Annotated in this window: 18 protein-coding genes; 5 read left to right on the top strand and 13 right to left on the bottom strand. The window is 55.7% G+C overall.

Going from position 1 to position 19,109, the window contains the following annotated elements; all coding sequences use genetic code 11:
- Positions 1-24: 24 nt before the first annotated feature.
- The 3 genes from ackA (at position 25) to PanJK_RS13835 (ending at position 4,832) form a co-directional block, all read left to right on the top strand.
- Positions 25-1,227: an acetate kinase gene (gene ackA, locus PanJK_RS13845; RefSeq protein ID WP_256696973.1), complete on the top strand. Its 1,203-nt coding sequence runs from the start codon at positions 25-27 to the stop codon at positions 1,225-1,227.
- Between the two features lie 73 nt (positions 1,228-1,300).
- Positions 1,301-3,445, top strand: a complete 2,145-nt coding sequence (gene pta / locus PanJK_RS13840; RefSeq protein ID WP_265300472.1) for a phosphate acetyltransferase — start codon at positions 1,301-1,303, stop codon at positions 3,443-3,445.
- A 127-nt stretch (positions 3,446-3,572) separates the two neighbouring features.
- Positions 3,573-4,832, top strand: a complete 1,260-nt coding sequence (locus PanJK_RS13835; RefSeq protein ID WP_265300469.1) for a 4-aminobutyrate--2-oxoglutarate transaminase — start codon at positions 3,573-3,575, stop codon at positions 4,830-4,832.
- Between the two features lie 44 nt (positions 4,833-4,876).
- On the opposite strand, the gene yfcD is transcribed toward PanJK_RS13835, so the two are convergent.
- From yfcD to PanJK_RS13820, 3 genes are all read right to left on the bottom strand, one after another.
- Positions 4,877-5,422, bottom strand: coding sequence for an NUDIX hydrolase YfcD (yfcD, locus tag PanJK_RS13830; protein WP_007889295.1), 546 nt, complete (start codon positions 5,420-5,422; stop codon positions 4,877-4,879).
- Between the two features lie 111 nt (positions 5,423-5,533).
- Positions 5,534-6,175 (bottom strand): glutathione transferase, encoded by a 642-nt coding sequence (gene yfcF / locus PanJK_RS13825; protein WP_154155829.1) that lies wholly within the window; start codon positions 6,173-6,175, stop codon positions 5,534-5,536.
- A gap of 8 nt (positions 6,176-6,183) precedes the next feature.
- Complete coding sequence (locus tag PanJK_RS13820) at positions 6,184-6,381, bottom strand: hypothetical protein (RefSeq protein ID WP_256696977.1); 198 nt, start codon at positions 6,379-6,381, stop codon at positions 6,184-6,186.
- On the opposite strand from PanJK_RS13820, the gene PanJK_RS13815 reads away from it, so the two are divergent.
- On the top strand, positions 6,380-7,273 hold the full coding sequence (locus PanJK_RS13815) for a TIGR01777 family oxidoreductase (protein ID WP_265300463.1): 894 nt from the start codon (positions 6,380-6,382) through the stop codon (positions 7,271-7,273). The genes PanJK_RS13820 and PanJK_RS13815 overlap by 2 nt on opposite strands.
- Before the next feature lie 32 nt (positions 7,274-7,305).
- Here the strand turns inward: PanJK_RS13815 and PanJK_RS13810 are convergent, their stop codons facing one another.
- From PanJK_RS13810 to dalD, 3 genes are read right to left on the bottom strand one after another with little or no spacing between them, the layout of a single operon-like run.
- Entirely contained in the window at positions 7,306-8,586 is a 1,281-nt protein-coding gene (locus PanJK_RS13810; protein WP_265300461.1) for an MFS transporter, read from the bottom strand.
- Between the two features lie 22 nt (positions 8,587-8,608).
- Entirely contained in the window at positions 8,609-10,078 is a 1,470-nt protein-coding gene (gene xylB / locus PanJK_RS13805) for a xylulokinase (RefSeq protein WP_265300459.1), read from the bottom strand.
- Between the two features lie 10 nt (positions 10,079-10,088).
- Positions 10,089-11,483: a D-arabinitol 4-dehydrogenase gene (gene dalD / locus PanJK_RS13800; protein ID WP_265300456.1), complete on the bottom strand. Its 1,395-nt coding sequence runs from the start codon at positions 11,481-11,483 to the stop codon at positions 10,089-10,091.
- 195 nt (positions 11,484-11,678) lie between these two features.
- Between dalD and PanJK_RS13795 the strand changes: the two genes are divergently transcribed.
- Positions 11,679-12,626 carry a sugar-binding transcriptional regulator gene (locus PanJK_RS13795; protein ID WP_256696982.1) on the top strand — a complete coding sequence of 316 codons (948 nt, stop codon included), beginning with the start codon at positions 11,679-11,681 and terminating at the stop codon, positions 12,624-12,626.
- A 171-nt stretch (positions 12,627-12,797) separates the two neighbouring features.
- Here PanJK_RS13795 and hisP read toward each other — a convergent pair whose 3' ends face one another.
- The 7 genes from hisP to cvpA all read right to left on the bottom strand — a co-directional run bounded on the left by hisP (position 12,798) and on the right by cvpA (position 18,961).
- Positions 12,798-13,571, bottom strand: coding sequence for a histidine ABC transporter ATP-binding protein HisP (gene hisP, locus PanJK_RS13790; RefSeq protein WP_265300453.1), 774 nt, complete (start codon positions 13,569-13,571; stop codon positions 12,798-12,800).
- A gap of 8 nt (positions 13,572-13,579) precedes the next feature.
- Positions 13,580-14,296: an ABC transporter permease gene (locus PanJK_RS13785; RefSeq protein ID WP_008105190.1), complete on the bottom strand. Its 717-nt coding sequence runs from the start codon at positions 14,294-14,296 to the stop codon at positions 13,580-13,582.
- On the bottom strand, positions 14,293-14,979 hold the full coding sequence (locus tag PanJK_RS13780) for a histidine ABC transporter permease HisQ (protein WP_008105192.1): 687 nt from the start codon (positions 14,977-14,979) through the stop codon (positions 14,293-14,295). Before PanJK_RS13780 ends, PanJK_RS13785 begins: the two co-directional genes overlap by 4 nt.
- Positions 14,980-15,173: 194 nt before the next feature.
- On the bottom strand, positions 15,174-15,956 hold the full coding sequence (gene argT, locus PanJK_RS13775) for a lysine/arginine/ornithine ABC transporter substrate-binding protein ArgT (RefSeq protein ID WP_008105195.1): 783 nt from the start codon (positions 15,954-15,956) through the stop codon (positions 15,174-15,176).
- 279 nt (positions 15,957-16,235) lie between these two features.
- A complete protein-coding gene (locus tag PanJK_RS13770; RefSeq protein WP_061717852.1) occupies positions 16,236-16,805 on the bottom strand; it encodes a UbiX family flavin prenyltransferase in 570 nt (189 codons plus the stop codon).
- A 116-nt stretch (positions 16,806-16,921) separates the two neighbouring features.
- On the bottom strand, positions 16,922-18,439 hold the full coding sequence (gene purF, locus PanJK_RS13765; RefSeq protein WP_008105199.1) for an amidophosphoribosyltransferase: 1,518 nt from the start codon (positions 18,437-18,439) through the stop codon (positions 16,922-16,924).
- Positions 18,440-18,475: 36 nt separating this feature from the next.
- On the bottom strand, positions 18,476-18,961 hold the full coding sequence (gene cvpA, locus PanJK_RS13760; RefSeq protein ID WP_008105200.1) for a colicin V production protein: 486 nt from the start codon (positions 18,959-18,961) through the stop codon (positions 18,476-18,478).
- Positions 18,962-19,109 lie beyond the last annotated feature (148 nt).

The following is a 19,109-nucleotide window of genomic DNA, read 5'->3' as shown; positions in this document are numbered from 1 at the left end:
CTATTTAACAAAATAGGTACTTCCATGTCGACGAAGTTAGTTCTGGTTCTGAACTGCGGCAGTTCTTCACTTAAGTTTGCCATCCTTAACCCTGTTACCGGCGACGAATACCTGTCCGGTCTGGCTGAATGCTTCCACTTACCGGAAGCACGCATTAAGTGGAAACTGGACGGCAGCAAACAAGAAGCTCAGCTTGGCGCGGGTGCGGCACACAGCGAAGCACTGAACTTTATGGTTAAAACTATTCTGGCACAAAAACCAGAGCTTTCGGCACAAATCGCTGCAATCGGCCATCGTATTGTTCACGGCGGCGAGCAGCTGACCAAATCGGTAGTCATCGACGAATCCGTTATTCAAGGCATTAAAGACGCCTCTTCATTTGCGCCACTGCACAATCCTGCGCATCTGATCGGTATAGATGAAGCGCTGAAAAACTTCCCGCATCTTTCCGATAAAAATGTGGCGGTTTTTGACACCGCATTCCATCAGACAATGCCGGAAGAGTCCTATCTCTATGCTCTGCCGTACAAATTGTATAAAGAGCACGGCGTTCGTCGCTACGGCGCACACGGCACCAGCCACTACTATGTGACGCAGGAAGCCGCGAAAATGCTGAACAAACCGGTTAGCGAACTGAACATCATCACTTGCCACCTCGGCAATGGCGGTTCTGTTTCTGCTATTCGCAACGGCCAGTGTGTTGATACCTCAATGGGCCTGACGCCGCTGGAAGGTTTGGTGATGGGCACCCGCAGCGGTGACATTGATCCGGCCATTATCTTCTTCCTGCATGATTCCCTGGGCATGAGCGTTGATTCCATCAACAAGCTGCTGACCAAAGAGTCTGGCCTGTTAGGTTTGACCGAAGTCACCAGCGACTGCCGCTATGTGGAAGACAATTACGCCACCAAAGAAGATGCCAAGCGTGCGATGGATGTGTTCTGCCACCGTCTGGCGAAGTACATCGGCAGCTACACCGCGCTGATGGAAGGCCGTCTGGACGCCGTGGTCTTCACCGGCGGTATCGGTGAAAACGCCGCGATGGTGCGCGAGCTGGCGCTGCAAAAACTGGGTCTGCTCGGCTTCGAAGTTGATCATGAGCGCAACCTGGCGGCACGCTTTGGCAAATCTGGCTTCATCAACAAAGAAGGCACGCGCCCGGCCGTGGTGATCCCAACCAACGAAGAGTTGGTGATTGCTCAAGACGCCGCACGTCTCACCGCTTAAACCCACTTCTCTCCGTCAGCTTAGGCTGACGGAGTTGTTTTAGACAGTCTGCAACACCTGAGAGGTTTCTATCGTGTCACGTACAATTATGCTCATTCCTACCGGCACCAGCGTCGGTCTGACCAGCGTCAGCCTCGGCGTGATCCGTGCCATGGAGCGCAAAGGCGTGCGCCTGAGCGTATTCAAGCCGATTGCCCAGCCACGTGCGGGCGGCGATGCGCCAGACCAAACCACCAGCATTATCCGTAAAAGCTCCGCGATTCCTGCCGCTGAACCGCTGCAGATGTCACGCGTTGAGTCGCTGCTCGGTTCTAACCAGCAAGACGTGCTGATGGAAGAGATCATTGCCAACTACCACGCGAACGCCAAAGACGCGGAAGTGGTGCTGGTTGAAGGTCTGGTACCAACGCGTAAACATCAGTTCGCCTCTGCGCTGAACTATGAGATCGCCAAAACCCTGAACGCAGAAATCGTCTTCGTGATGTCGCTGGGCAACGATTCTCCGGCGCAACTGAAAGAGCGTATCGAACTGACGCAAAGCAGCTTTGGCGGCAGCAAGAACAAAAACATCACTGGCGTGATCATCAACAAACTCAATGCGCCGGTGGATGAGCAAGGCCGTACGCGCCCGGATCTGTCAGAGATTTTCGATGACTCCACTAAAGCCAGCATCGCCAACGTCGATCCTAAGCAGCTGTTTGCGAACAGCCCGCTGCCGGTATTGGGTTGTGTGCCGTGGAGCTTTGATCTGATTGCTACCCGCGCCATCGATATGTGCCGTCACCTGAACGCCGATATCATCAACGAAGGTGAAATCCAGACGCGCCGTGTGAAATCCGTGACCTTCTGTGCGCGTAGCATTCCGCACATGCTGGAGCACTTCCGTCCGGGTTCACTGCTGGTGACTTCCGCCGATCGTCCTGATGTGCTGGTTGCCGCCTGTTTAGCCGCGATGAATGGCGTTGAAATCGGTGCAGTGCTGTTGACCGGTGGATATCAGATTGAAGCGCCAATCGCACGCCTGTGCGAACGTGCGTTCCAGACCGGCCTGCCGGTCTTTATGGTGAAAACCAACACCTGGCAGACGTCGCTCAGCCTGCAGAGCTTCAACCTGGAAGTGCCGACTGACGATACGCAGCGCATCGAAAAAGTGCAGGAGTACGTGGCCAGCTTCATCAACGAAGATTGGGTGGAATCACTGACCGCTACTTCAGAGCGCAGCCGTCGCCTGTCCCCACCGGCATTCCGTTACCAACTCACCGAGCTGGCGCGCAAAGCCGGCAAACGCATCGTGCTGCCAGAAGGCGACGAGCCACGTACCGTCAAAGCCGCAGCGATTTGCGCCGAACGCGGCATCGCCACCTGTGTGCTGCTCGGCAACCCGGAAGAGATTCAGCGTGTTGCGGCGGCGCAAGGTGTTGAACTCGGCAAAGGCATCGTGATTGTCGATCCAGAAGTGGTGCGCGAAAACTATGTGCCGCGTCTGGTTGAGCTGCGTAAGAGCAAAGGCATGACCGAAGTGGTGGCGCAGGAGCAGCTGGAAGACAACGTGGTGCTCGGCACCATGATGCTGGAGAGCGGCGAAGTTGACGGTCTGGTATCCGGCGCGGTTCACACCACGGCGAACACCATTCGTCCACCGCTGCAGCTGATCAAAACCGCGCCAAACAGCTCGCTGGTGTCGTCGGTGTTCTTCATGCTGCTGCCGGAGCAGGTTCTGGTGTATGGCGACTGCGCCATCAACCCGGATCCCAATCCAGAACAGCTGGCAGAAATTGCGATTCAGTCTGCCGATTCAGCCAAAGCCTTCGGTATCGATCCACGCGTCGCAATGATCTCCTACTCCACCGGTAACTCCGGTGCCGGTAGCGACGTTGAGAAAGTGCGTGAAGCCACGCGCATCGCGCAGGAAAAACGCCCGGATCTGGTTATCGATGGTCCGCTGCAGTACGACGCCGCGATTATGGAAGACGTCGCCAAATCCAAAGCGCCAAACTCTGCGGTTGCCGGTCGCGCTACCGTGTTCATCTTCCCGGATCTGAACACCGGTAACACCACTTACAAAGCGGTACAGCGTTCTGCCGACCTGATCTCCATCGGGCCGATGCTGCAAGGCATGCGTAAGCCGGTGAACGACCTGTCACGCGGCGCCCTGGTGGATGACATCGTCTACACCATCGCATTGACGGCGATTCAGTCCCAGCAGGCCGAAGGCTAGTCCCTTCCCGGCCCGGCAAAAAAGCATGCACTTCGGTGCGTGCTTTTTTTTGCCCCGCACTTCACTGGCATAAACCCTGCGCTGCGCTAACACTGATTGAAGTCTGCCGCTAATTGCGAGGTGAATAATGAGCAACAGTGATGTGCACAGCCGTCGTTTACAAGCCACGCCGCGTGGCGTGGGTGTGATGTGTGATTTCTATGCGGTGAAAGCCGAGAACGCCACGGTGTGGGATCAGCATGGCCGCGAATACACCGATTTTGCCGCAGGCATCGCGGTGCTTAACACCGGACATCGTCACCCGAAAGTGATGGCGGCGGTACAGCAGCAGCTTGAATGTTTTACCCACACCGCATTTCAAATCATCCCTTATGAGAACTACATTCACCTGGCTGAGCGGCTTAATGCGTTAGTACCGATTAACGGCGCGGTGAAAACCACCTTTATCTCGACCGGTGCAGAAGCGGTCGAAAACGCGGTGAAAATTGCGCGTGCGGCCACCGGTCGTCCCGGCATCATCGCCTTCACCGGTGCGTTTCACGGTCGTACCAATATGACAATGTCGCTAACCGGTAAAGTGGTGCCGTATAAAACCGGCTTCGGCCCCTTCGCCAGCCCGGTGTTTCACGCGCGCTATCCCAACGCGCTGCACAACGTCACCGTTAGTGATGCGCTCGACAGCCTGGAAGCGATTTTCCGCAGCGATATCAGTCCGCAGCAGGTGGCGGCCATTATCTTTGAACCGGTTCAGGGCGAAGGCGGTTTCTACAGTGCGCCGCCAGAGTTTGTCGTAGCACTGCGTGAGTTATGCGATCGTCACGGCATTCTGCTGATCGCCGATGAGATTCAGAGCGGTTTTGCGCGCACCGGCAAGCTGTTCGCCAGCGACTATTACGCCGTGCAGCCCGATCTTATTACCATGGCAAAAAGTCTCGCTGGCGGCTTTCCGCTCTCAGCGGTATCGGGACGTGCGGAAGTCATGGATGCGCCTGAACCTGGCGGCCTGGGCGGAACCTATGCTGGCAGTCCACCGGCGATTGCGGCGGCGCTGGCGGTGTTAGAGATTATCGAAGAAGAAGCGCTGTGCAACCGTGCCAATCAATTAGGCAGCCGATTAAAACAGGTTTTACAGCGTGCGGAGTGTAAAGCGCTGGCGGAGATACGCGGATACGGCTCAATGATAGCGGCGGAATTCAATGATGGGGCGGGTAAGCCGTCGGCGGAGATTGCTAAAGCTATTCAGCAGCAGGCGCTGCAACAAGGTTTGATTCTTCTAACCTGCGGCGTGTACGGCAACGTGATTCGCTTCCTCTATCCGCTGACCATTCCCGATGCGCAGTTCGAGGATGCTTTGACGCTGTTGACGGGTATTCTGCAGGAACATTAACAATTGTGTATAAGGTCGCCATAAATGGCGACCCTATGGCATGATTATGCTTCACTGCTCTGCTTACGGCGAGCAGCATCGCTGTTACGGCTCAGCCACAATGACAACGCCTTAAGCGAATCATCGGTGAACTCATCACAGCGTGCGGTGATCTCTTCCGGCGTCATCCAGAAGATCTCGTCTACTTCCTCTTCCTGCATAGCAAACGGACCATGGGAAACGCAGCTGAACAGCCCGCCCCATACGCGGCAATGCTGATCTTCAAAGTAGAACTGTCCGTGCTCGGCGAACGGAACGGCCGCAATACCCAACTCCTCTTCCGCTTCACGACGCGCCGATTCCAGCAGGTCTTCTCCGCTCTGCACCACGCCACCGGCAGTGGCATCCAGCATACCCGGCATGAAGTCTTTGATTTCAGTGCGACGCTGCACCAGAATTTTGCCCATGCCATCGTGCACCACAATATAGGTCGCACGATGACGCAGACACTGCGCACGCATTTGCGCACGGCTGGCCTGCGCAATGACTTCGTTCTCTTCGTTAACGATATCAACCCACTCGATACCGTCACCTGCCGTTTGATCCACCATCCGTAACCCTTTTGTGTTTTCGGCGTGCCCAGCACGCGCCTGTTTGCCATGCTTTATTAGAATAGGCGGTAAGGTAAAGCGTTCTTTTCGCCATCGCAAGGCGCATCGTGCTCAGCGTGTTTTACCGGATTCCGCTAACCAGAGTTGCACCGAAGCACGCTGCCACTGGAACTCAGCATAGTGCTGTAACTTCACTGGTAGCGCATCGCCGTGCAGCGCCAGGCGATTAATCATCACGGCTAAATCGGTATCCGCAATCGACCATTCGCCAAACAGATTTTGCTGTCCGTCAGGCAAAAGGCGCTGCACCGCAGCAATGAGTTTATTAGCGGCTTGCTCACCGGCTGGCGTAAGCGGCGCAAAACGTTCGCCAGCAAACAGCACTTCAGTGGGGCGCTCTGAGCGCAGTGCCATCAAGTCGCTGCGCAACCACGCCTGCACTTCGCGCGCATGCGCGCGTTTCTCACGATCGCGCGGATAGAGCCGCTCGAACTCTGGTGCCGGAAAACGCTCTTCCAGATACTCGGCAATCGCTGATGATTCCGTCAGCAGCACATCATCGATTTGCAGCGTCGGCACGCGGCAGGTCAGCGACAGTGCGCGGTACTCATCATCCCACTGCGCATTCTGCGATAAATCGACGCGCTTCAGGGTGAAGGGAATGCCCTTCTCGGTTAGCGCAACATAAACCGACATGGCGTAAGGACTGAAAAAGCAAGAATCTGACCACAAGGTAATGGTTGGATAATTCATTGGCTGCCTCAGGAAAGCGTCAGGTGTGCATCATGTTTACCGATTTTTATTTGTGAAGGCAATGGTGCGCTGGTCGGATCTTTAGCTGCTAAGACCAGCGCTGACTTTTCCTTTTTCTTCATAAGCGTAAGCAGAGTCACGCCGCGCGCACGCTTCTCTTCTATGCTCAATCTGAGCAGATAAAAAATGACAAGGAGGCTCAACATGCATTTACTGATCACCGGCGGCACCGGCCTGATTGGCCGCCACCTGATTCCGCGTTTGTTGCAGCTTGGCCATCAGGTGAGCGTTGTGACGCGCGATGTCGCCGCCGCACGCGAGAAACTCGACGCCAGCGTCGCGCTGTGGTCCGGCATCCATCAGCAAACTGATTTAAATGGCATTGATGGTGTTATCAATCTCGCGGGCGAACCGATCGCCGATAAACGCTGGACCGAACAGCAGAAGCAGCGGCTATGCGAAAGCCGCTGGCAGATTACCGAGCAACTGGTGTCGCTGATTCATGCCAGCAGCAATCCCCCACAATTTTTGATTTCCGGCTCGGCTACCGGCTTTTATGGCGATACCGGCGATTTGGTGCTGACCGAAGAGGATCCGGGGCACGACGAGTTTACCCATGCGCTGTGCGCCCGTTGGGAGCAACTGGCGCTGACTGCACAGAGCGATCGCACCCGCGTCTGCCTAATGCGAACTGGCGTGGTGCTGGCGAAAGAAGGTGGCGCGTTATCGAAGATGAAACTGCCGTTTAAGCTTGGCGTCGGCGGCCCAATTGGCAGCGGCAAACAGTATCTGCCGTGGATTCACATCGACGATTTAGTTAACGCGATGCTGTGGTTGATCGACCATGCTGAACTGCGCGGCCCCTTCAACATGGTTGCGCCCTATGCGGTGCGCAATGAGCAGTTCGCCGCCACGCTCGGCCATGTAATGCATCGTCCGGCCTTTATGCGCACGCCAGCCAGCGCCATCAAGCTGATGATGGGGGAATCGGCGGTGCTGGTGCTCGGCGGACAACATGTGTTGCCGAAGCGCTTAGAAGAGTCAGGCTTTGGTTTTCGCTGGTACGACTTAGAGGAAGCCTTGCGGGATGTCGTGTAGGGGCGCCATTAATGGCGCCCGCCTATCACAGATTAACTCCTTTGCTGCGCCACCCGTGATTTCACTGCAGCCGGTTCATGCGCATGTCCCGGCTGCGGCACACGAATAATAAAGGTCAGTACACCAGCAAACACATACAGCGCGGTATACGCCCACACCACGCCAACGATATCGAAAAACGGCAACATCACCGAAGCGATCGCAGGCGCAACAAAGTTACTTAGTCCAGCCGACAGATTGTAAATGGATACCGCAGCACCTTTATGATGCGGCTCGAGCGTTGGAAACACTGCAGTCATCGGCACAAAGGCCGCAACAAAAATCCCCAACATCACCGCCGGAATCAACGCCACCCAGAAGTTATGTCCGGCATACAGCGGCAGATAGTAAAACGCCAGACTGGAAATCGCCATACCGAGGCAACCAAACCAGCGCACCTGACGGATCCAACCCAGCTTCTCGCCGGTAATGCCCCAGAAAATGTTGGTAAAAATGGTGACGAAGAAGAACACCGCCCAGATTTGCAGCCACTCGGAAATGGTAAAACCAAGGCGATCAACAAACAGTAGCGGCATGATAATGGCAAAACCAAACAACGACAGCGTGTTGATGATGCGAATTAAACAGGCATAAAACACGTGCTGGTTGGTAAACAGAATGGTTACCGCGCGCGACATTTCGGTCATTTTGTCGCGCATCGGCAAATTGACGCGCGAACGGTCAACCGGCACATGACGCAAGCTGAAGTAAGCCAGCACGCCACCGCAGGCAACCCAAATGATCGCCAGCCACAGCGTACCGGTTTCGCCCAGCATCGGGATGGTCAGACTCGGCAAATAGCTGCCAACCACACCGATGCCGACGGAATACATCGCCCAGAACCAACCGGTGGCGGCCGCCAGTTTTTCACGCGGCAGCACCTGTACCAGCATCATCATGAATGAGTAAATGAATAGCGGATACGCCAGACCGCGAATGCCGTAGAACAGCACCATCAGCGGATAGTTGCGCATGCCAAGACCCAACGACATAAACAGCGTGTGCATCACGATCCACAGCACGAAACCAATCATCATGGCACGCTGAGGCGTAATCAGTTCCGCCACCACGCCCGATGCCCAGGCTGCCAATGCCGCCGCCAGTCCGTAGAAGGTAAACACCACCGCTGACTGCGCCGGCGTGAAGCCCATATCGGTGATATGGCGCGATAGAAACGCCATTTCAAAGCCGTCACCCGCCATAAAAATAGCAATGGCGAGGAAGCCCCAGAACATCTTTTTCGGTAAGCCAAACCAGTAATCATTCGATTGCATCTCATTCATCCTCTGTCTGGAATTATTCAGGTAGCAATGCTCGCGCCTGCTGTTGTTGGGCATAGAGCGTGCGGAACAGCTGCAATCGCTGCTGCAGCACCTCGCCACGCGCAGCATCTGGCTGATAACGCGCCTGCACCGGCGGTTTAAGGCAAACTTCGCTCTCCACACCACCCGCGGCCAGCCACGCCAGACGCGCAGCTCCTAAAGCGCCGGACGCGCTGGCGGGATGCGTGACGATCGGCAGTTGCAGCACATCGGCGATCAACTGCGCCCACAGCGTGCTGCGCGCCCCGCCGCCGGTCAGGCTGCACTGCTGAATCTGGCGCTGCGCATCGCCGAGCACCGCGAAACCGTCGGCCAGACCAAATGCCACGCCTTCAATCACCGCGTAGCCGAGCAGCGCGCGTGGCGTTTCATGGCGCAGATTGAAGAAAGAACCGGAGGCGTCAGGATCGTTGTGCGGTGTGCGTTCACCGGAGAGATAGGGCAGGAAAACCGGCGCATGCCGCCGCTGTTCCTCGCTGAGCTGTGCCATCTCTTCCATTAATTGGCTTTCGGTCACTGATAGCAGATTGCACAGCCAGCGCAGGCAGCTGGCGGCACTGAGCATCACGCTCATCTGGTGCCAGCGTTCGGGCAAGGCGTGGCAGAAAGCGTGCACGCCCGATTGCGGATCGGCCAGTAAGCGATCGTTGACCACAAAGATCACGCCGGAGGTTCCCAGCGAGATAAAGGCATCGCCCGGATTGACCGCGCCAACGCCGACTGCCGAAGCAGCATTGTCGCCCGCGCCGCCCGCCACGCAGACTGCGGCCGATAAACCCCATTCACTTGCCAGATCGGCTTTTAATGTGGCGCTGACGACGCTGCCTTCCACAAGCTCCGGCATGTTGGCGCGCGTCAGTCCAGTGATAGCCAGCAATTCGTCAGACCAGTCGCGCTTTGCTACGTCAAGCCACAGCGTGCCCGCCGCATCTGAAGGTTCACTGACAAAGCGTCCAGTCAAACGCCAGCGCAGATAATCTTTCGGCAGCAGCACTTTGTCGATGCGACGGAAAATCTCTGGCTCATGTTCCGCCACCCAACGCAGTTTGGGTGCGGTAAAGCCCGGCATGATCATATTGCCGCTAACTTGCATCATCTCTGGATGTTGCCTGCTCAACGCTTCACACTGCGGCGCGCTGCGCGTGTCATTCCACAGAATGCACGGACGCAGCACCTCGCCCTGCGCATCCAGCAGCACCGCGCCGTGCATTTGTCCCGACAAGCCAATGGCGCGAATCTCGCTCCACGCCTGTGCAGCCTGCTGGCGTAATCCAGCAAGCACTTCACCACACGCTTGCCACCAGCGTTCTGGATCTTGCTCCGCCCAGTGTGCATGCGGGCGCTGCACGTTGAGCGTGGCGTGATTCGAGGCGATGATCTCGCCCTGCGCATTGATGATCAGCGCTTTGAGCTCCGAAGTACCAATATCCATTCCCAGATACATGCTGCGCTCCTTACACTGCGGCCAGCGCGCGTTCTGGCTGTTTCAGCCACAGCTGCAGATCCGCCACGCTGCGCGTCACCAGCGCATGAAACGCCTTCTCCTGTGCCAGCTCGCCAAACAGCGCGCTATCGCTGAGGAAAGCGTTCAGTGCATCAGAGCGGCTAAACTGCTGGCGCAGCGCATCGGCTTGCAGCACGCCATCCTGATAGGTGTAAGGCAAATCATCACTGGCCCAGCGCTGCAGGAACAGGAAGAACAGCGCAGGCAGCACCGCGGTGGCCGCTGGTTCTGCGCCGCGTTGATAGCATTCGCGCAGAGTTGGCGTCACCATGCCGGGGATTTTCGACAAACCATCAGCACCTACACGCTGGTTGGTGTCTTTGATATAGGGATTACTGAAGCGCGCCAGAACCACATCGCGGTACTCAGCCAAATTCAGCGGGCTTGGCGACAGCGATGGCATCACATCCTGCGTCACGTAGTCATATGCCAGTTGATAGATGGTTGGCTGACGCATGCTGTCATCGATGTAATTGAGGCCAATCAGCGTGCCTGCCCAGGCAATCGCCGCATGCGTGGCGTTGAGGATACGGATTTTCGCCTCTTCCCACGGCAATACCGATTCCACCAGTTCAACGCCAACCTTCTCCAGCGCCGGGCGACCGGCAATGAAGTCATCTTCAATCACCCATTGAATAAAAGATTCGGCCATCACCGCCGCGCCATCGTCTTTACCGGTGGCGGCCTTGACGCGCTCAGCCACATCCGGCGTCGGGCGCGGCGTAATGCGATCCACCATGGTATTGGGCGATGTGGTATTTTCGCGCACCCAATTCGCTAAGGCGTTATCGCCTTTGGCCGCAAGAAACGCCAGGAAGCCGTGACGGAAACGTTCGCCGTTGTGGCGCAGGTTATCGCAGTTGAGCAGCGTAACCGGCGCGCCACCGTTCGCCACGCGCTGCGTGAGGATGCGCGCCAGCGCGCCATAAATCGTGCGGATGTCGCCTTTCACATCGGCCTGTACATCCGGTTGCGTCAGGTCCAGTTCGAATTCTGGCGTCAAATAGTAACCGGCTTCAGTGACGGTAAAACCAATCACACGGGTTTCACTTTTCGCACCCTGCTCAACCAGTGCGCTGATATTGCTATCCCACGGCAGGATTTTACGCAGTGAAGTGATGGTTTCGTAGGCCCGTTCGCCCTCTGGCGTCACAGTTTCCAGCACGTACTTGCCATCTTGCGCAGCGAGTTTCTGCAGCAACGGCGCGGCATCCTCGCGGATATTGCCGAGGGCGATGCTCCAGCTGTCATCGCCCTCGGCACGTAATTTATGCAGATACCATGCCTGATGAGCACGGTGAAAAGAGCCTGCGCCGATATGCATCCACACTGATTGATTGGTCATAACTGCCTCAAAATAAACATTTGCCACGATTAAGGGCATTTGCCCGATGACGCGTAGCATAGTGCGAGCCCGCAGCCATGTTCTGCGAGCCAAATCACAATTAATACTTTTGCTCTTTTTTAGGGCTTTTGCTCAGTTAACACTTAACCGGCATCTCGCGTTAACATGGCGCACCGGTTTTGACGGAACAGCGCGATGAGCAGAGAAGAGAAAAAACAAGAACTGGCAGCACGTGCGGCCTGGATGTATTACGTGGCGGGCGTAACGCAGCAGGAGATTGCGCGCGCATTAGGATTGTCGCGTCAGGTGGCGCAGCGTTTGGTCTCCAGCGCGCGTGAAATGGGCATGGTCAGCGTAAAGATCGATCATCCCGTCACCCACTGTTTGCATCTGGCGCGCGAGGTTCAGGAGAAGTTTGGCCTGCAACTGTGTCGCGTGGTGCCTTCCGCCAATCTGGATGATGACGCTATTCAGCAGATGCTGGCAGTTGAAGGCGCGGCCGTGATGGCGCAATACATCAGCGAGGAGCAGCCGCAGGTGTTTGGCATTGGTTCTGGTAAGACGCTGCGCTCGATGATCGATGTGCTTCCCTGGGTTGAGCGACCACAGCATCAATGCGTGTCGATGATTGGCGCGATTGCGCGGGACGATTCGGGTACGCGTTACGACGTGCCGCTGAAGATGGCAGAGAAGATGCAGGGCAAATATTTCTTCATTCCTGCGCCGCTGTATGCGGATACGCCCGAAGATAAAGCGATGTGGATTCAGCATCAGGTTTACCAACGCGTGACACAGCGCGCATTGCAGGCGGATGTCGCCTTCGTCGGCATTGGTGAAGTGCAACCCGGTTGTCCGCTGCATGCCGAAGGCTTTATCACCGATGCGCAAGTAGCAGCGCTCAACGCGCGCGGCGTGGTCGGCGAAATGCTGGGGCATTTTTTCAATCAGCAAGGTGAACGCGTATTGGGTGAAACCGATGAACTGCTCACCAGCGTGTTGCTGGAGAGTAAGACGCAACGCCAGATTATTGGCTTTGCCGGCAGCGAGCGTAAATATCCGGCGATCCGCGCCGCGCTGCAGGGCGGCTGGGTGTCAGGTCTGGTGACCGATGAGGATACAGCGCTGAAGTTGTTGCGGGGGTAGAGGGTGTTGGTTGTCCCCCATCCCGGCCTTCCCCCGCAAGCGGGGGAAGGAGACGCTGCCACATGCAACTTCAACACTGACATATTGCAGGATCTTCCTCCCCCATTTATGGGGGAGGACCGAGGAGGGGGGCAGCCAGCACGGACCAGGATGGGGGACAGCGGGCACAATCTACTTCAACGATCCCTTTAAAAACTGCTGCAAGCGTGGGCTCTTCGGGTTACCGAACAGCTCATCCGGCGAACCTTGTTCCTCAATCTTGCCCTGATGCAGGAAGATCACATGATTAGAGACGTGACGAGCAAACTCCATCTCGTGCGTCACCACCACCATGGTTTTGCCCTCTTCCGCCAGCTTCTGCATGATGCGCAGTACTTCGCCGACCAGCTCTGGATCCAGCGCCGAAGTGGGTTCGTCAAACAGCAACACTTCGGGCTCCATCGCCAACGCACGCGCAATCGACACGCGCTGCTGCTGACCACCAGAGAGATGCACCGGATATTTGGCACGCGCACGCGCATCAATGCCGACTTTATCCAGATACTTAATCGCCCGCTCGCGCGCTTCCGCCTTGCTCAGCCCCAGCACCTGAATCGGTGCTTCGGTGACATTATCCAGCACCGTCATGTGGCTCCACAGGTTGAAGTGCTGAAACACCATCGTCAGGCGCGTACGCAGCATACGCAGCTGCTCTTTGTTAGCGACTTTCAGTTGACCATCGGTGTCGCGCACCAGATTGATCTGCTGGTTGTTGACCGCAATGGTGCCTTCGCTCGGTTTCTCGAGGAAGTTAATGCAGCGTAAGAAGGTACTTTTCCCGGAACCGGACGAGCCAATAATGCTGATCACATCGCCGGCATTCGCCTGCAGCGATACGCCTTTCAGAACTTCATGTTCACCGTAACGTTTGTGCAGTTCGGTAACGCTTAATTTATTGTCAGCCATAGTGATACTCAATGCGATGAAGAAGGTTTTACGTGCGCCAGGAAGCGTTGCTCAGCTTTGCGGAACAAGCTAATCAGCCCGTAAGAGATAATCAGATACAGCACCGCAGCGATGCCAAACGCGGTAAACGGCTGATAGGTGGCCGAGTTGATATCGCGCGCGATTTTTAACAGATCCGGCACCGTCGCGGTAAACGCCAGCGCGGTGGAGTGCAGCATCAGGATCACTTCGTTGCTGTACGCCGGCAGCGCGGTACGCAGCGCCGAAGGCAGAATGATGCAGCGATACAATTTAAACGGCGAGAAGCCATAGGCGCGCGCCGCTTCGATTTCCCCGTGCGGCACCGAACGAATCGCACCGGCAAAGATTTCGGTGGTATAGGCGCAGGTATTCAGCGTGAATGCCAGCAGCGTACAATTAAGTCCACTGCGGAAGAAGGCGTTCAGCAGCTCAGTGCCTTTCACCACTTCCAGCGTGTACATGCCGGAGTAGAACACCAGCAGTTGCACATACAGCGGCGTGCCGCGAAACACATAGGTGAACAGCCAAACCGGCGTAGAGATAAAGCGGTTAGAAGAGACGCGCGCAATCGCCAGCAGCACCGCGAGCGAACCGCCAATCACCACCGAGATGATCAATAACCACAGCGTAATCGCGATGCCGGTAAAACGGTAACCATCGGTCCAGAGCAGCTGTTTCCAATACTCCTGAATAATCTCAATCATAGCTCTGCCCTTTTCACACCCACCGTGTAGCGACGTTCAAGCCACCACAGCACGCCGTTCGACAGCGTGGTAAACACCAGATAAATCACACCCGCCACAATGGCGAAGTAGAACGGCTGCCAGGTACTTTTGCCAGCCAGCTGCGTGGCTTTCACCACATCTTCCAGCCCCAGCAGCGAAACCAGCGCCGTGGCTTTAAGAATAACCTGCCAGTTGTTACCGATGCCCGGCAGCGCAAAACGCATCATCGCCGGGAACAGAATGCGACGGAAGGTTTGCGAGCCGGTGAAACCAAACGCGGTTGCCGCTTCGATCTGCCCTTTTGGCACCGCCAGAAACGCACCACGGAAGGTTTCGGTAAAGTAAGCGCCGTAGATAAAGCCGAGCGTGATAATACCGGCGACCATCGGATCGATATCAAACTGCGCCAGTCCCAGCGCATCGGTGAGGGTATTCAGCGCGATCTGCAGACCGTAGAAGATCAGCAGCATCAACACCAAATCAGGCACACCGCGGATTAAGGTGGTGTAGCCTTCAAACAGCATCGCCAGCGGGCGACTGCGTGAAAGTTTGGCGCCAGCGCCAATTAAGCCGAGCACCACCGCCAGCAACACGGAACTGAGTGCCAGCTCCAGCGTCACAAGGGTGCCCTTGAGGATTACTTCGGAATAGCCATACAACATGGGTTCAATCCTGTCGTGAGGGTAAATGTCAAACGCTGCCCAACTGACGGACAGTCCTAACCAGGAGATTTGAATCGCAGGGTGGATGGCGGCAAGCGTATGAAGCCGGGCAGTTTACATATGTAAGCGCCCGGAGTGAATACTTATGTGCAACCTTCCTGCATTTCACAGACCAGGATTAGGAAACAGGATAATTAATCGCCGTACACGTTGAAATCAAAGTACTTCTTAGCAATCTTGTCGTAAGTGCCGTCTTTGCGCATCTCGTTAAAGGCTTTATCGATCGCCGCTTTCAGGTCTGCGTCATCTTTACGCAATCCCATACCGGTACCCACGCCAAAGACTTTTTCATCTTTCACCGCTGGACCCGCAAAAGCATACTTAGCGCCAACAGGCTGTTTCAGGAAGCCTTCGCTCGCCTGCACTTCATCCTGGAACGCGGCATCAATACGACCTGCATTCAGATCCTGATACACCAGATCCTGGTTAGCGTAAGGCGTAACGGTGACACCTTTTGGCTGCCAGTACTCTTTTGCATAAGTTTCCTGGGTGGTGCCCTGCAGCAGACCGATGTTTTTGCCTTTCAACGATTCAATTGTTGGTTGCAGCGTTGAGCCTTTCGGTGCCACTAAGCGCGCGTTCGCGGCGTACAGTTTTTCAGAGAAGTTGATCTCTTCCTGACGCTTTTCGGTGATTGAGAGAGAAGAGATGATGGCGTCGATCTTCTTCGCTTTCAGCGACGGGATCAGCGCATCGAAATCACTTTCCACATAAGTACATTTAGTCTTGATACGCTTACAAATTTCGTTCGCCAGATCGATATCAAAGCCAACCAGCTGACCTTGCGCGTTCTTGGATTCGAATGGCGGATACGTCGGGTCAGTTCCGATGCGCAGCGACTGCGGTACAGCGGCGAAGACGCTCGCGCTACTTACCATTGTCAGCATCAGAGAAAGAGCCAGAACTCGCTTTTTCATAGGTAACCCTCAAGTGAAGTGCTTATTGTTATGTGGTGCGTGATGTGTTGGTTTTGCGCTGTAAGCTGTGCAGGTTTCATGCCAGTTATGCGAATTGGCGAAACGCTGCGCAAGCGCGCTAAATACTGCGCCGGTTAGCGGCGCAAGCACTTAGTTTGTGAGGGAAATATAACAGCGGTGTGAGGAAGAAAAAGCGACATTGTTAACTTTTGGTGCACAAGATGCACGAAGAGTGATCGCACACGCGAATTTGCACACGAGCAGTGCATTAATGCACCATTATGCGCCACTCCAGCGAGTGAAAAGATCTTCCGGCAGCTCAATATCGAACTGATCGAGCACGCGATTCACCGTTTGATCGACTAAATCGCCGATCGATTGCGGACGATGATAAAACGCCGGCACCGGCGGCATGATCAGCGCGCCCAATTCAGCCGCCGTGGTCATCATGCGCAGATGTCCCAGATGCAGCGGCGTTTCACGCACGCACAGCACCAGTTTACGCTGCTCTTTCAGCACCACGTCAGCGGCGCGGGTCAGCAGGCTGTCGCTGTAGCTGTGCACAATGCCCGACAGCGTTTTCATCGAGCACGGCGCAATCGCCATGCCGAGGGTTTTGTAGGATCCGGATGAGATGCTGGCAGCGATATCGCGTACGTCATGCACCACATCGGCCATCGCTTGCACTTCACGCAGGCTGAAATCGGTCTCCAGCGCCAGCGTTTGCCGCGCGGCGGGGCTGATCACCAAATGGGTTTCCACCTCCGCCAGCGGTTGCAGCACTTGCAACATGCGCACGCCGTAGATCGCGCCGCTGGCGCCGGAAATACCAATGATCAGTCGTTTCATAATTCAGCCTTGCAGGTTCAGATTGCGGCAATGATAGCGGCTCGCTGAACAAAAATACAAAAACAAACAGGGCGGGATTGCGCCCGCCCTGCTTTTACTTTGCCACAACCTCGGGCTTAGCCTTCGTTGTGCAGCTCCAGCCCTTCCACTTCAGTCTGACGCGCAATGGCTTTGGAATCGTCATTACGCAGCGACTGCAGATACTCAAGGTACTGTTGATCGACGTCTTTGGTGACGTAGATGCCGTTAAATACCGAGCACTCGAAGTTGGCGATATCCGGATTCTCTTCACGTACCGCTTCAATCAGATCGTTGAGATCCTGGAAAATCAGCGCATCGGCTTTGATCAGCTGGCAAATCTCATCCACTTCACGGCCGTGCGCAATCAGTTCGGTCGCGCTAGGCATATCGATGCCGTAGACGTTCGGGAAACGAATTTCTGGTGCCGCCGAGGCGAGATACACTTTTTTCGCGCCCGCTTCACGTGCCATTTCAATGATTTGCTCGGACGTGGTGCCGCGTACGATGGAGTCATCCACCAGCAACACGTTCTTATCACGGAACTCAGCACGGTTGGCGTTCAGTTTACGGCGAACCGCGCTGCGACGCTGCTGCTGGCCTGGCATGATAAAGGTGCGGCCAACGTAGCGGTTCTTCACGAAGCCCTGACGATACGGCTTGTCGAGGATGCGTGCGATTTCCAGCGCGATATCAGTGGAGGTTTCCGGAATCGGAATCACTACGTCGATATCCAGATCTTCCCACTCGCGGGCAATTTTGTTGCCCAGCTTGGTGCCCATGCGCACGCGCGCGCTGTACACCGAGATTTTGTCGAGGAACGAATCCGGACGGGCAAAATAGACGTACTCGAACAGGCATGGATTGGTTTTCGGGTTCTCGGCGCACTGACGCGTCGAGAGCTGGCCCTGCTCGGTGATGTACACCGCTTCGCCTGGTGCTACGTCACGAATGAACTCGAAGCCCAGCGTATCCAGCGCCACGCTTTCTGACGCCACCATGTATTCGGTGCGGCCGTCGGCGATAACGCGCTTGCCCAGCACCAGCGGACGAATACCGTTGGGATCGCGGAAGGCGACCATGCCGTGTCCGATAATCATTGAAACCACTGCGTAAGCGCCGCGCACCTGCTGATGCACCGCCGCCACCGCAGCAAAAATGTTGTCAGCTTCCAGCGGATAGTGCTGAAAACGGTCCAGCTCCTGCGCAAAGATATTCAGCAGGATTTCGGAATCTGAGGTGGTATTGACGTGACGGCGACCCGTTTCGAACAGCTGTTTACGCAGTTCATGGGCATTGGTCAGGTTGCCGTTATGCGCCAACGTGATGCCGTAAGGGGAGTTCACGTAGAAAGGCTGCGCTTCAGAGGCGCTGGAGCTGCCTGCGGTTGGGTAGCGCACATGGCCAATGCCGATGTTGCCCTGCAGACGCTGCATGTGGCGGGCTTCGAACACATCGCTGACCAGGCCGTTAGCCTTACGCAAACGGAAGCAGTTAATAGCATCGATGGTACAAATGCCGGCGGCATCCTGCCCGCGGTGCTGAAGCACCGTTAACGCGTCATAGATTGACTGGTTTACTGGCATAAAACCGGTGATACCAACAATACCGCACATATTGTCTTTTCCTCATTAGCCGCACGCCCGATGGTGTCACCGGGGTAAAAAACTCGACGTACTTTTCAGGTAATCGAAAAACCACCTGATGATGTAACTGAATTCGGGGATAAGTTGCGACTGTTGCCAGTCCGGACTTTTCGAAAAGCCGGTGAATGTATCGAGGAAGAACAGCATAGCAGACACGATCAGCACGCCACGCAACGCCCCGAAACAGACACCCAACACCCTGTCGGTTCCCGACAAGCCAGTTTTTTCAACCAGCGAGCCGATGACATAGTTGACGATGGCACCCACAATCAGGGTAGCAACGAATAACACCGCGATGGCGATGCCGTTGCGTACCAGTTCGTCGCTAAAACCGGTAAACCAGACTGCAAGGTAGGCGTAATAATGACTGGCGACAAAAAACGCGCATCCCCAGGTAACGAGAGATAAGGCTTCCCGGACAAACCCACGAATCAGGCTGACCAGAGCCGAAAAACCAACTACCGCAATAATGACGTAATCAATCCAGATCATGAACTCTTCCAGCCCAGTGCTATCGCACCCCTGCATCCAGTTCGGGGCGCATTCTAACAGAAAAAGAAAACGTTTGCGTAGGGTTTTCCGGTTCTGTTTCCGCAAAAAGGGCGATGAAAAAAACTTTCCTCGCCCTGTGTATTATCAG

It is taken from the genome of Pantoea sp. JK, assembly GCF_026130245.1.
GTDB lineage: Bacteria > Pseudomonadota > Gammaproteobacteria > Enterobacterales > Enterobacteriaceae > Pantoea > Pantoea trifolii.
This window is presented reverse-complemented; position numbering and strand designations above follow the sequence as displayed.

Coding starts and splice junctions, on each gene's coding strand:
- hisP (WP_265300453.1), bottom strand. CDS start 13,571: ATGGCTGACAATAAATTAAGCGTTACCGAACTGCACAAACGTTACGGT.
- PanJK_RS13810 (WP_265300461.1), bottom strand. CDS start 8,586: ATGCAATCGAATGATTACTGGTTTGGCTTACCGAAAAAGATGTTCTGG.
- yfcD (WP_007889295.1), bottom strand. CDS start 5,422: ATGGTGGATCAAACGGCAGGTGACGGTATCGAGTGGGTTGATATCGTT.
- PanJK_RS13780 (WP_008105192.1), bottom strand. CDS start 14,979: ATGTTGTATGGCTATTCCGAAGTAATCCTCAAGGGCACCCTTGTGACG.
- PanJK_RS13835 (WP_265300469.1), top strand. CDS start 3,573: ATGAGCAACAGTGATGTGCACAGCCGTCGTTTACAAGCCACGCCGCGT.
- PanJK_RS13785 (WP_008105190.1), bottom strand. CDS start 14,296: ATGATTGAGATTATTCAGGAGTATTGGAAACAGCTGCTCTGGACCGAT.
- ackA (WP_256696973.1), top strand. CDS start 25: ATGTCGACGAAGTTAGTTCTGGTTCTGAACTGCGGCAGTTCTTCACTT.
- cvpA (WP_008105200.1), bottom strand. CDS start 18,961: ATGATCTGGATTGATTACGTCATTATTGCGGTAGTTGGTTTTTCGGCT.
- argT (WP_008105195.1), bottom strand. CDS start 15,956: ATGAAAAAGCGAGTTCTGGCTCTTTCTCTGATGCTGACAATGGTAAGT.
- purF (WP_008105199.1), bottom strand. CDS start 18,439: ATGTGCGGTATTGTTGGTATCACCGGTTTTATGCCAGTAAACCAGTCA.
- dalD (WP_265300456.1), bottom strand. CDS start 11,483: ATGACCAATCAATCAGTGTGGATGCATATCGGCGCAGGCTCTTTTCAC.
- PanJK_RS13795 (WP_256696982.1), top strand. CDS start 11,679: ATGAGCAGAGAAGAGAAAAAACAAGAACTGGCAGCACGTGCGGCCTGG.
- PanJK_RS13820 (WP_256696977.1), bottom strand. CDS start 6,381: ATGTTGAGCCTCCTTGTCATTTTTTATCTGCTCAGATTGAGCATAGAA.
- PanJK_RS13815 (WP_265300463.1), top strand. CDS start 6,380: ATGCATTTACTGATCACCGGCGGCACCGGCCTGATTGGCCGCCACCTG.
- xylB (WP_265300459.1), bottom strand. CDS start 10,078: ATGTATCTGGGAATGGATATTGGTACTTCGGAGCTCAAAGCGCTGATC.
- PanJK_RS13770 (WP_061717852.1), bottom strand. CDS start 16,805: ATGAAACGACTGATCATTGGTATTTCCGGCGCCAGCGGCGCGATCTAC.
- yfcF (WP_154155829.1), bottom strand. CDS start 6,175: ATGAATTATCCAACCATTACCTTGTGGTCAGATTCTTGCTTTTTCAGT.